This window comes from Porphyromonas sp. COT-239 OH1446, assembly GCF_000768875.1.
Lineage (GTDB): Bacteria > Bacteroidota > Bacteroidia > Bacteroidales > Porphyromonadaceae > Porphyromonas.
Window position 1 is genome coordinate 112861 of record NZ_JRAO01000010.1, and the last position, 12934, is coordinate 125794.

The 12934-nt window shown below is 52.2% G+C and carries 9 protein-coding genes and 1 tRNA gene; 7 read left to right on the forward strand and 3 right to left on the reverse strand.

Annotated elements, in window-relative coordinates:
- Positions 1-64: 64 nt before the first annotated feature.
- The 4 genes from HQ37_RS02155 to HQ37_RS02170 all read left to right on the forward strand — a co-directional run bounded on the left by HQ37_RS02155 (position 65) and on the right by HQ37_RS02170 (position 6163).
- A complete protein-coding gene (locus tag HQ37_RS02155; protein ID WP_052080694.1) occupies positions 65-1582 on the forward strand; it encodes an RNA methyltransferase in 1518 nt (505 codons plus the stop codon).
- Positions 1583-1615: 33 nt separating this feature from the next.
- Complete coding sequence (locus HQ37_RS02160) at positions 1616-3793, forward strand: S9 family peptidase (RefSeq protein WP_052080695.1); 2178 nt, start codon at positions 1616-1618, stop codon at positions 3791-3793.
- The gene (purD, locus tag HQ37_RS02165; protein WP_036879739.1) at positions 3790-5076 is read left to right on the forward strand and encodes a phosphoribosylamine--glycine ligase; all 1287 of its coding nucleotides are present in this window, start codon (positions 3790-3792) and stop codon (positions 5074-5076) included. Before HQ37_RS02160 ends, purD begins: the two co-directional genes overlap by 4 nt.
- Before the next feature lie 121 nt (positions 5077-5197).
- Positions 5198-6163: a hypothetical protein gene (locus HQ37_RS02170; RefSeq protein WP_036879741.1), complete on the forward strand. Its 966-nt coding sequence runs from the start codon at positions 5198-5200 to the stop codon at positions 6161-6163.
- Between the two features lie 141 nt (positions 6164-6304).
- Here HQ37_RS02170 and HQ37_RS02175 read toward each other — a convergent pair whose 3' ends face one another.
- Positions 6305-7765, reverse strand: a complete 1461-nt coding sequence (locus HQ37_RS02175) for an aminoacyl-histidine dipeptidase (protein ID WP_036879744.1) — start codon at positions 7763-7765, stop codon at positions 6305-6307.
- A 78-nt stretch (positions 7766-7843) separates the two neighbouring features.
- Between HQ37_RS02175 and HQ37_RS02180 the strand changes: the two genes are divergently transcribed.
- Both HQ37_RS02180 and HQ37_RS02185 read left to right on the forward strand, forming a co-directional pair.
- Positions 7844-8056, forward strand: coding sequence for a hypothetical protein (locus tag HQ37_RS02180; protein WP_036879747.1), 213 nt, complete (start codon positions 7844-7846; stop codon positions 8054-8056).
- 68 nt (positions 8057-8124) lie between these two features.
- Positions 8125-8748: an OmpH family outer membrane protein gene (locus HQ37_RS02185; protein ID WP_052080696.1), complete on the forward strand. Its 624-nt coding sequence runs from the start codon at positions 8125-8127 to the stop codon at positions 8746-8748.
- 384 nt (positions 8749-9132) lie between these two features.
- Here the strand turns inward: HQ37_RS02185 and HQ37_RS08040 are convergent, their stop codons facing one another.
- Both HQ37_RS08040 and HQ37_RS02195 read right to left on the reverse strand, forming a co-directional pair.
- The gene (locus tag HQ37_RS08040) at positions 9133-11643 is read right to left on the reverse strand and encodes a BspA family leucine-rich repeat surface protein (protein ID WP_160215059.1); all 2511 of its coding nucleotides are present in this window, start codon (positions 11641-11643) and stop codon (positions 9133-9135) included.
- 141 nt (positions 11644-11784) lie between these two features.
- The gene (locus HQ37_RS02195; RefSeq protein WP_036879749.1) at positions 11785-11970 is read right to left on the reverse strand and encodes a hypothetical protein; all 186 of its coding nucleotides are present in this window, start codon (positions 11968-11970) and stop codon (positions 11785-11787) included.
- A 533-nt stretch (positions 11971-12503) separates the two neighbouring features.
- Between HQ37_RS02195 and HQ37_RS02200 the strand changes: the two genes are divergently transcribed.
- Positions 12504-12579: transfer RNA gene (locus HQ37_RS02200), tRNA-Lys, on the forward strand.
- The last annotated feature ends 355 nt before the right edge of the window (positions 12580-12934 follow it).

The following is a 12934-nucleotide window of genomic DNA, read 5'->3' on the forward strand; positions in this document are numbered from 1 at the left end:
CTGGATCTCCAGAGCGACACATCATACGCCTTGCGACACAGCCTTCTTGACTATAACCAGACTTATGCTATTTCGAATGATCGCCAAGACCCTCCTCTCTCTCGAGGAGGTATTGGCCCAGGAGCTAGAGGCCCTCGGAGCGAAGGATATAGAGATAGGCAACCGCATGGTGGCCTTCACTGGCGACAAGAGCCTCCTCTACGAGGCTAACCTGCGCCTTAGGACTGCCCTGCGGATCCTTAAGCCGATATACACCTTCAAGGCCTCCAACCCCGACGAGCTCTACGAGGCCCTCAGTAGATTCGCCTGGCAGGAGGTGATGAGCTCCGATCAGACCTTCTCCATAGACACCGTGGTTTACTCCGACAGCTTCACCCACAGTAAGTATGTCGGCTATCGGACTAAGGACGCTATCGTAGACTACTTCAGAGCCCTCGAGGACAAGCGGCCCTCTGTACGCCTAGATAATCCAGATATATACTTCAATATCCACATCTCGCACCAGGAGGTAACCCTATCGCTCGACAGCTCGGGCGAGAGTCTACACAAGCGTGGCTATCGGGCCGTACAGACTGAGGCTCCCATCAACGAAGTCTTGGCAGCAGGCATCCTCCTGATGGCTGGCTGGAGGGGGGAGACAGACCTCATCGATCCGATGTGTGGCTCAGGGACATTCCTCATCGAGGCAGCCTTGATCGCCCGAGGCATCTCGCCTGGGATCTATCGCAAGGGCTTTGCCTTCGAGCGTTGGCGAGACTACGACCCTGAGCTCTTCCACAGATTGTATGAGGATGACAGCCACGAGCGAGTCTTCGAACATAAGATCTATGGCTCGGACGTACTCCGAGAGGCTATCCGCATTACCGAGCGAAATGTCGCTAGAGCAGGCCTGGCCCGCAACATCGAGCTGGAGATCATGCCCCTACAGCAGAGGCCTCAGCCTACACAGCCAGCCCTCATCGTCATGAACCCTCCCTATGGTGAGCGGCTTAAGCTACAGGATGCCTCCGAGCTCTACAGCATGATCGGCGAGCGGCTCAAGCACAACTTCAGCGGCTGCACAGCCTACATCATCGCTTACAAGGCCGAGCACTTTGACCACATTGGCCTGCGTGCGAGCAAGCGAGTCAAGCTCATGAATGGCTCTCTCGAGTGTGAACTGCGAGGCTATGAACTCTTCGCTGGCAGACGAGAGGACTTCAAGAGCCGTCCTCGTGAGCCTCGCTCCTCCTACAGACCAGCCCCACGGGACACCGCAGGCTACGACCAGGATAAGCCCTACAGAGGTCGCAGAGAGGAGGGGCAACTTAGAGACAAAAGAGGTCTTCGGGGGCATGCCCCTCGAGAGGGCAAGAGCTTTGGCGACAGAACCCGAGGAGGGCAGAAGCCGTCTGAGAGGAAGGCCTTAGGCGAGCGCAGAGCCCAGGGGAAGGACAAGCCTCGGTCAGACAGGCGTAGCCCTCAGCGTCTCTGGCCTAGTGATCGCTTCCGCTACACAGACCAGGAGGGCAGGGAGCGTCGCCGCAACCCCAAGCGTGGGGGCTTTCAGGTCTTCCGAGCAGAGGACGAGGCAGGCGATTAGTACTTAGTACACCAACACATTAGTTCGATCAATATGAATACAAAACTCATTGGGAGCTTCATTCTCGGTATGACACTCACGACGTGTCCGCTGTCGGCTCAAGAGACCGCCAGCAGACCAACGCTCACCCTAGAGCAGTACACAGCGGGCAACCCTGCCTATCTACAGCCTCGCAATATCCCTGCCCTACAATGGCTGGGTAGCGACTATATCTATGTCGATGGCAAGAGGCTAGTCATCGGTCGCCCAGGCAGCAAGGTCAGCGAACGTACCCTGCTCTCTCTAGAGGATCTACAGAGCTTGGTCGGAGAGCAAGAGACCGGGTTTAGGGGCAAGAGCTTCCCCTCCTTTCGAGTGATAGGAGCACGGAAAGATCTGCTCAAGCTCAGCTCCTCTACTGGGCACTACATCGTCGACCCTAGGGCAAAGAAGCTCCTGGCGAGTTACCCTCGAGCGGAGGAGATCAAGGCCGAGCTGATCAGTCCCGACTTGAGCTATCGAGCAGTGGTGCGAGGGCATCAGCTCGAGATCGAGAGCCTCACGGCAGACAATCCTCACCACACCACCCTCACCCAGGATGGCTCGGCCGAGATCGTCTATGGGCAGTCTGTGCATCAGAATGAGTTTGGCATCGATGGAGGGCTCTTTTGGAGTCCCAATGGCCGACGCTTGGCCTACTATCGTATGGATCAGAGCATGGTGCATCCCTACCCCATCCTGCACGTTAATGACCGCAAGCCCTACGCCGAGCAGCAGTATTACCCCATGGCGGGAATGCCTATCCACCACGTCAGCATTGGTGTCTATGATCTAGACACAAAGCAGACCATTTACCTACAGACCAGTACCCCTGGCGAGACCTACCTCACCAACGTGTGTTGGAGTCCTGATGGAGGGGAGATCTTCGTTGCCGAGGTGAATAGGGCGCAGAATAGGAGTGAACTGAAGGCCTTTGACCCGACTACGGGCAAAGCCCTACGCACTCTCTTCGTCGAGGAAGATGACCGCTATATAGAGCCTCGTTACCCTGCCCGCTTCGTTCCTGGGAAGAATAACCTTTTCATTTGGCAATCACGCAGAGATGGTTGGGATCACCTCTACCTCTACAACACTGAGGGCAGACTGATTCGTCAGCTTACTCGGGGAGAATGGGAGGTCGTGAGCGTGCTCGACTTCTCCCCCGATGGCAAGCAGCTCTATTACCTCTCAACCGAGGAGAGTCCGCTCGGGCGCAACCTCTATAGCCTCAGCATCGCAACGGGCAAGAAACGCCCCCTAACCCCTGAGGCGGGCTGGCACAGCCCTCGCCTATCGGCCGATGGCAAGCACTTCATCGACCACTATGAATCGACCGAGGTAGCTCGCCAGATCAAGCTCTATACAACTCAGGGCAAGCAACTGCGTACGATGCTGACGGCTCGCCACCCTGAGCTCGACTATGCTAGACCTATAATCGAGCTCGGAACGATCAAGGCGGCAGACCAAGAGACCGACCTGTATTATCGTCTGATCAAGCCGACAAACTTCGATCCCAATAAGCGTTACCCCACGATCATATACGTCTATAATGGTCCTCATGCCCAGCTCGTTCAGAACCGTTATCGAGCTGCAGCACGAGGATGGGAGCTACACATGGCCACACTAGGCTATGTCATCTTCACAGTCGATGGGCGAGGATCAGCCTATCGAGGGGCTAAGTTTGAGCAAGTAATCCACCGCTGCATCGGTACGCACGAGATGGCAGACCAGATGCGGGGTGTAGACTTCCTCCGTTCGCTTCCTTATGTCGATGGGCAGCGGATCGGAGTCTACGGCTGGAGCTATGGCGGCTTCATGACAACGAACCTCATGCTCACCCATCCAGAGACCTTCAAGGTAGGTGTCGCTGGCGGTGGAGTGATGGACTGGAGCCGATATGAGGCTATGTATGGCGAACGCTACATGGACACCCCACAGGAGAACCCCGAGGGCTATCGAGCCAATAATCTACTGCACCGTGCCGCAGACCTGCGTGGCCGCCTGCTGATGATCCACGGGACTATCGACCCAGTGGTTATTTGGCAGCATACGCTACTCTTCGTCAAGGCCGCAGTAAAGGCTGGCTCTCTGCCCGACTACATGCTCTACCCTGAGCATCCGCACAATGTCATAGGCCCAGACCGTGTACACCTGAACAAAGTCATTACTCGCTACTTCCAAGATCACCTATGAACATCCTCCTACTCGGCTCTGGAGGAAGAGAGCATGCCCTAGCATGGCGCATCGCCCAGAGCCCTAACTGCACCCAACTATTTATCGCCCCAGGCAATCCGGGGATGGTCTCGCTCGGTACTTGCCTGCCAGGGCTAAACCCGAAGGACTTCCCTGCGATCGTGGAGTTCATCCGCAAGGAACGGATCGAGCTGCTGGTTGTAGGGCCAGAAGAACCCCTCGTGCTCGGCCTGGTGGACTACGTCCTCGAGCAGGAAGACCTCGCCGAGCTACCTATCGTTGGCCCTGATGCTGCTGGGGCACGGCTCGAGGGGAGCAAGGACTATAGCAAGGCCTTCATGCAACGTCATGGCATCCCGACAGCAGCCTATCGCAGCTTCAGGGCTGATGAGATAGAGGCTGCCCGAGCCTTCTTACGAGAGTTGAATGCCCCCTACGTCCTCAAGGCCGACGGTCTAGCAGCGGGCAAGGGGGTGATCATCGCCCAAACGCTAGAAGAGGCTGAGCAGGAGCTCGGTGAGATGCTCTCTGGTCGCTTCGGTAAGGCCAGCAGCTGCGTCGTCATCGAGGAGTACCTGCATGGGATCGAGTGCTCGGTCTTCATCGCCACAGACGGTCAAGACTGGCGCATCCTCCCCGTAGCCAAGGACTACAAGCGCATCGGTGAGGGAGAGACTGGCCTCAACACCGGTGGGATGGGCTCCGTCTCTCCCGTCCTCTTCGCCGACGAAGCCTTCATGGCTCGTGTCGAGGAGGAGGTCGTACGCCCTACGATCGCAGGCCTGATGGTCGAGGGGATAGACTACCGAGGCTTCATCTTCGCCGGGCTGATGAATGTAGACGGAGCTCCCTACGTCATCGAGTATAACTGCCGCATGGGAGACCCAGAGACCCAAAGCGTCATGCTGCGCATACAGTCGGACTTTGTCGAGCTGCTACTGCGCATAGGCAATGGAGCTCTAGGGGACTACGAGCTCAAGATCGACCCTCGAACGGTAACGACCGTCGTACTAGCCAGCGAGGGTTACCCCAGGAGCTATACCACTGGGCAAGCTATTACCCTGCCCGACCTCCCCGAGGGAGCAATGATCTTCCATGCCGGGACGAAGAGCGAGGGTGGCATGCTGCTGACCAATGGCGGACGAGTACTCACGGCAACCTGCTATGGCGACACCCTAGAGGAAGCCATGGAGCGGAGCAATCACCTGGCCAAGAGTATTCGCTTTCAGGGGAAGAACTTCCGCCGAGACATCGGTCGAGACCTCCTCGAGCTGGGACAATAGAGCCCAGCGGATACCCTCTACCTACGGCAGGTTGCCCAAGAGCTCGATAAAGTCTAGCTCTGGACGGCCTGCCGTATTGAGTTTGAAGCAAACAAAAAATCTAGACAACATCCCTAGACAAATGAACGGCAAACAGAATCTCCCTGCCTCGACCCTCTACCCCACAGTCCTCGGGCTCGCTCTCGTCCTAAGCCTCTGCCACTATCTCGGGCTTCAGATACGCCCCTGGCCTATTGAGATACTCTGGCACACAGGAGCACAGCCTGGGGCTCTAGTCATGGGACTCGGTGGCCTCATCCTTCTCAGCCTGCTGATGCGGCAGCTCTCGGAGCAATACATGCTCCAGCAAGAGCGGCAACCAGGCCTCGGGCTGATGTTACTAGGCTGTACAGCCCTATCGCTAGGCTGGTATCATCTGAGCTCGCTAGTGCCACTCTTGACCCTAGGGCTCATGCTCTATCTGCTCTTCGGGGCATATCAGATACAGAGTGCCTCTAGATACACTTTCCCCACGGGCCTACTGCTCGGGGTGCTAGCCACCTATCAGCTACACTACCTCATGCTGCTCCCGATCTTGCTCTACCTGCTCTATCCTCTGCGAGCTCTTTCACTACGCAATGCGCTAGGGATGCTCATAGGGTTCTTCGTCGTGGCCTGGATCGTCATCCCGGCAAGCTGGATCTTCCCCCAGTTGGGTATGCAGGAGTATCTACGGGAGCTCTGGATCGATGTTCGATCCTCAATATGGGACTTCCCGCTCCGTGATGGTGGGGAATGGATGAGTTACCTCCCCTTCTACCTCATCATCCTGCTGTGGGTGCTGAGCGTCATTGGCCTCTCGGGCCTCCATGCTCGGGACAATGTGCGCCGTAGGGACTATGGCACTGCGCTCAATCGGCTATCGCTACTGCTCATCCTCTCGAGTCTCGTATGGCAATCGGAGCAGGCGGTGTTGCTGCTCCAACTAGCCCTCCTGCCGCTATCCATACGGCATATGTCCCTACTCTCCTTCTACACGAGGCGCACCAAGCTCATCATCCTAGGCATATATAGCCTCGTGCTGCTCTGCCTTGTGCTGCTCTACTAGAGCAGTCGAGGACGACTCTGACCGCTAACCTTCGGATCAAGACCTCTGCCTGGAGGTAACAAAGATAAGCCTCCCCCACCCGCCTTGTCAAGAGGCAGGTGGGGGAGGCTTCGCTTGAGCCCCATCGGGGGCTAGTAGCAACTACTTCTTAGGGATGTCCTTGAGTACCTCCAGCAGGTGTCTCCACCACAGATCGACAGTCTTGATCTCAATGCGCTCTGCAGGTGAATGCACATCACGTAGCGTAGGGCCGAACGAAACCATGTCGAGACCTGGGAAGACATCCAGGATCAGACCGCACTCGAGGCCTGCATGGATGGCCTTGACCTTGGCATCCTTGCCGAAGAGGCGACGATAAGACTCCGCTGCTGCCTTGAGGATGGGCGAGTCGGCATTGGGCTTCCAACCAGGGTATGGATCACGAATATCGGCCTGTGCACCAGCAAGCTCGAAGATGGACTTCACCATCTCGGCAGTGCTATTGCGCAAAGACTCAGTGGAGCTTCTCTGGCTAGTCTCTACTCGGATCTTACCGCCATCAACGGTCTTGATCGAGGCCAGATTGTTAGAGGTCTCGACCAGATCCTCAATCTCGTGGCTCATGCCGAGCACACCATGAGGACAAGCGTAGAGGGCACGCACAAGGCGCAGCTTGGTGTCGCAGTCCATAACGAACTGTGGGGCTTGTACACTCTCGAGAGAGAGGTTCACGTTGGGGTCTACACGCTTGAGCTCGTCCTGCACCTCGCTGCGGAGCTTGGCGAGCAGCTCCTCGACCTTGGCCTTGCCCTCGGCACGTACGCCGAAGGTCGCATGGGCCTCACGAGGGATAGCATTGTGCAGGTTGCCTCCGCCGATCTCTGCTAGTACCCAATCGAGGCCATTGCTCTCGAGGCTATAGAGGAAGCGGGTAAGAATCTTATTGGCATTGCCCAGGCCTACATGGATATCGCCCCCTGAGTGTCCGCCCTTGAGACCAAACACCTTAACTTGGAAGAAGATGTAGTCCGTCGTGTCGGCCGAGTATTTGGGCTCGAACATAGCGATCACACCCATCCCCCCAGCACAGCCGATGAAGAGCTCGCCCTCGTCTTCGCTGTCGAGGTTCAGCAGGATCTTCCCCTCGAAGAAGCCAGGCTTGAGGTTCATTGCCCCCGTCATACCCGTCTCTTCGTCCACAGTGAAGAGGCACTCAAGGGGACCATGTTCGAGGTCGTTAGAGGCCAGGATGGCCAGCTCGGCGGCGCAACCGATACCGTTGTCTGCACCGAGGGTTGTACCATCGGCACGCATCCACTCGCCATCGATGATGGTGCGAATGGGGTCAGTGTCGAAGTTGTGCTGCTTGTCAGAGTTCTTCTCGCAGACCATGTCCACATGGCTCTGTAGCACAACGGTCTCTCTATCTTCGTAGCCAGGGGTTGCGGGCTTGCTGATAACCATGTTACCCACCTCATCCTGCTTGTAGGTCAGCTGATGCTGCTTAGCGAAATTGACTAGGTACTCCAAGATCTTGCCTTCCTTCTTCGAAGGGCGAGGTACCTGTGTGATCTCATGGAAGTACTTCCACACGATCTGGGGCTTCAATGATGTAATGTCCATCTCGATTACTTTAAAGTGAGTGTTATTAATGAGTAAGAAAAGTCTTACCTTTGTCAGCAACAAATATAACAATAAAGAATGAAGTTACTGCTCATCGCTGCACTGATTCTGCTATCAATCTCGATTTTGCTCCTCTCTACGGGCATCTTGCTCCGTCGTAAGGGGGGCTTCCCCAACACCCATGTAGGGGGGCAGAAGGCCTTGCGAGACAAGGGCATCTCCTGTCATACCTCTCAGCACCGAGAGGAGCTGGAGCGGCGCAAGCTCTCCGATCGGGTACACGAGCTCTAAGCACCTGTCAGCAGTAGACTTCTCTCTCGATAGATCACTAAAAACAAAAAGTAATACATTCACTCTCAATGGCAAAGAAACATCTCATTGCTTCGGCTGCCCTCGCTGTGGCTGCCTTCGTATCGCTCTCACTCACCAGCTGCCAGGGTTCTGGCTCGTCCAACGCTACCGGATCGGCAACCACCTCCGCAGCTCAGGCCGACTTCCCCATCGCTTACGTACGCATGGACTCCATCTCCTCTCAGTACAAGCTCTCGCAGGAGATCCAAACCAAACTGTCCAAGGACGCTGAGGAGGGACGTACTCGCCTCTTGAGCAAGAGCAATGCCCTACAGAAGGCTGCACAGGACTTCGAGCGTCGTGCTCGCATCAACGCCTTCATCTCACAGGAGGCTGCTCAGAAGGAGCAGAACAAGATCCTACGCATGCAACAGGAGGCACAGGCCCTCGAGGCTGAGCTCTCACAGATGCTTGCTGCCAAGCAGCAGATGATGCTAGAGGATATGATGAATAAGATCCAGGAGGAGCTCAAGGTCTTCATCAAGGATCGTAAGTACAAGATGGTGCTCACCCAGGTCGGAGTGCTCTACGCAGAGGACGCTACAGACATCACAGAGGAGTTCATCAAGCATCTCAATGACAACTACAAGCCCTCGGCCGATCAGCCTGCGGACAAGGCTGTGAGCAAGTAATCCGCCCCTCGAGACTCAGCCACAATACAGATCGAGCGAACCCGCTATTGGGGTTCGCTCGATCTTTTTATTCGCCCCCTCTGCTCAGGGCCTAGCCACTGGGGCGATGAGGGTTAAGTAGGAGTGCAATGGAGAGTCAAATAGGAGCTCGATCGAGATCTAAATAGAAACTCGATCGAAGTCCTATCTAAGCCTCCGATGAGCTCTCGGTGGGGGCTCAACCGAATGCCCCATCATCCCTCACCTGCACCCCTACCGAGACCTCAATCTGCCACCCGAAGTAACGAACGGGCAGACCCGCTCAGCAGGTCTGCCCGTTCTACTTTTTCATCCTAGAGATGACCCTTGTCCCTCCTGAGGAGGAGCAGGGTACTTGCCTGTAGCTTAATAAGAATAATAAGGAGAAAGGATCCAATCTCTATTAGCCCTAAACCATGACAGTATCCTTCGGATCTCGGCATTTGTTTTTCCATTCCATGAATCGTTGCTAACATTAGAAGAAATAGTCATTAGTGCATCTGTCATAACATTAGGATTTTCTAGAGCAGTACGCTCCCATCCCTGGAGGGTTGCCTGAATATTTGCTTCACTCATGCCACTCCCTCCGAATAACATCTCGATTTGGGCATTGTTAGGGAAGACCCAGCGTCCCAAATTCCTATTGAAAGCACTAGCAAAACGAAACATTCCGACCATTCTTTTAAGTTTAGAAACATTCCAACCGCTTATATCTCGATTGAAAGCTACAGCACTCTCAAACATCGAATCAGCATTTTGTAGGCTAGATGTGTCCCATGCAGATATATCTCCATTAAATGCTCTTGCAGAGTTAAACATGGAACCCGCAAACCTAACATTTTTAAACTTCTCCCCCCATAGAAGATCTTGATTGAAGCGAGTGGCCGACTTAAACATGCTGCTCATTTCGATTACATTGGAAATATTCCAAGCAGTTAAATTCTGATTGAAATTTGTTGCTTCCTCAAACATATAAGACATATATGTTACATTAGAGACATTCCAACCAGATATATCAGCATTGAAAGATGTTGCTCCCGAAAACATAGAAGCCATAGTTGTTACATTAGAGACATTCCAACCAGATATATTAGTATTGAAAGATGTTGCTCCCTTAAACATAGAAGACATATCTGTTACATTAGAGACATTCCAACCAAATATATCAGCATTGAAAGATGTTGCTCCCTCAAACATAGAAGACATATTTTTTACATTAGAGACATTCCAACTAGATATATTAGTATTGAAAGATGTTGCTCCCTGAAACATATTTTTCATCGAGACAACCGAAGACATATCCCATTCGTTGATATTCGGAGTACCAGTGAAACGCTCAGCCCCAGCAAACATCGCATCTGCACACTTAAGATGTTTGAAATTAGGTTTGTCTTTCGCTGTTACTTCAAGCTCGGTTGCACGGACGAAACAAAGGGGACAAACCTTCTCTGAATCACTATAAATATGCCCTCCTGTTCCCCACTCATTGGAAGTACCCCAAAGAGTAACCTTCTTAATATCAGGATTTAAGGATCCATAAGAACTATAATCCGTCCAGTCAACCAAAGAAAAATAGCTCAGATTCTTCATCCAAATATCATAATCAGTATTGGCATCAAGCCCCGTAAGCTCCACCTTCTGAGGTTGAATTCGTTCGTCCCACTCACTCAATTTAGGCTCGTTAATCCTAAAAGGAGTCCAGGCACTAGAGGGGGAGTTGGACTTTCGGTAGTAGAACTTTGCCTTGTGCGTGCTGGCAATCTTTTCGTTATTACGGTTGTGGATACCAGCTGCGTAAAAAATGATTTTACCATCCGATCCTGTATTCCATTTCGTTTGGAAATACTTAGCCTTGTCTAGGGGAGCTTCCTCGATCTCGAAGTCTATGAATACCATCTTACCCTTACTCACCATGGGCTTCTTTTTCAGGTCATAGGAGCGGACCTTGGGAGAAGCCCCTCCATCTTTCCTATAAGTAGCTTTAAAGTTGTAAGTGGGCTGCGTGGTCTCGATGGGAAGAGCCATCGTTATCGCACGGACATATCGTGAGGATGCCCCCTGGAAGACGTTCTGAAAGTCTTTCTTCAAAGCCTTAGAACTAGGAAGTACCCTGCAAACCGATCTAGGGGTGGTATTATCTATCCCCTTCATCGAAATCTTCGCTGAATGAGTGAACCCACCTGTTTCGAGCTGAACATGCTTGTAAGGAGCACTGCCTCCCATGTTTTCGGGGTCAGCAAATTCGATAACCAAAACAGTGCTCAGAAGCTCGAAGCGCAGATTGGTTTTGGGTGGGTTCGCGGAAGTCCTAGGCCCTACATGATCCTTAAGATCGATCGGAGGCAAAACGAATACTAGGTTCGAGAAGTTATCAGTTCTTTTCTCATCATTCTTGAGTACGGAAAACTCTTTCGTCAAGTTAAGATCAAATGTTCCATCCTGCTCAAAGCTTGCGGGAATCGTATGGGCACTGTCTATTACCATCACTGAGACCTTAAACTCACTCAACACCCTTCCCTGGGGAATATTTATATTACTCTTAATAAATACCTTCGGAGCTTTTCCTGACCTTGGGGTTATATCGTACTCCTCTGGGCGCAGATGCTTAAACTTCTCCCAAACACCACCTGTAGGGCTAGGCTTATGATTGGCGTTAGAGATGGCTACGAGGATATGGGGTCTTTTGTTCTGTTCATGCCAGTCGCATCTAGACCAATCTCGCTCAGGCAGGTACGAGGGATTATTGGGGGAGTGCCCCTCAAGACCTACACCAACCCTCGTTTCTTGCTCATCCTCCAGGGGTAAGGAAAGGCTTAGAGGGAGCCTAGCATCCCTCTTGAGGGGGGTTTTGCTCTTGATTAGCTCCTCTATATCCACATTGAGAGGCTCTGTTTTGTCTTTGCAAGCAGAGAGAGCAAGCAAACCAACGAACAAATACAGGACATAACGTACTCGACATCGTATCAACGATATATTCATGTCTTTCTTTTCTAAGTTATTATACAATTCTACAGAGAGCTATAGATCATCATCCAGTGAACCACCAGCCTCAAAATCTCCAAACTCAGTTCCCCCATCATCTATGATCAAGTCTCCCCCAAAGGAAAAGTTTGTCAAGACGTTCATAGGAGATCCTAGTTCTATCACCTCAACTTTGGGTGCTTCATAGTCGTTTCTTCTCATTTCAAATGCTTTTCTATCCATTTTTGTACGATTTTATGTTGTTATACTCATGTATTCCATAGGGATATGCAACACTGGGCGACACCGATTAAGGCATCGCCGAATAAGAATCCTTATGCAAGGTCTACGATTTAATACTATTTTACATGGGGGGGGGGGGGGGGGGCAAGGGGGGGGGGGGTAAATTGGGAAACAAAAAATTCTGTGATAGAGCCAATTACAGCTCTATCTCCATTTCCTCTAAACAGAGTTTGAGGGCAGCTGGTATTCGCAGAATTGTGTTGCAAGGCTTACACCCGTTATCCAATTTAGTTGAGAATTTAATTCCTCGCCGCAAATTTAGATTATTTTCTCCAGGCAAACAAATCTTGTAACCTTTTCATTAAATAAATAATTACAGAACAGATTATATGATTTTAGATAGAAGATATCTGAGGAAGATTAAAATCATCTGTTCAAGAGAGTGCAGGGATGTCCATTTGGATTTGTCGTATTATCTACCTATCTTTGCACCGCCTTTCGAGGTGGGCCAAGCTTGTCTTGGCATTTAGGGAGAGTCGCTAGCTCAGTCGGTAGAGCACATCACTTTTAATGATGGGGTCTTGGGTTCGAGCCCCAAGCGACTCACCAGTAGTACAAAGGGGGATGCCTTAAGGCATCCCCCTTTGTACTTTTTTGCCCTCTAAGACCAACAGAGGCACCCTCCTAAGCCAAAGAGAGAGGTAATCCCCTACCCCACTGATGAAGCACCTAAGACACAGTAAGGACTAGATCCAAGAGGTGAGTAAATAAAAATGCAGACGCAGTGCCGTAAGACAATCAGGATTGTCTATCTTTGCGGCATAACGTCCAGCATATCGTTGGACGAACAACAGTGAATATTAGAGAAAGCTCAGTATGCGAAGAAGAAATTACGAGAAACCGGGTTATCTACTACCGAATCTTCCTCCTCAATTATAGGGATACTCACCCCAAGTTATGATGA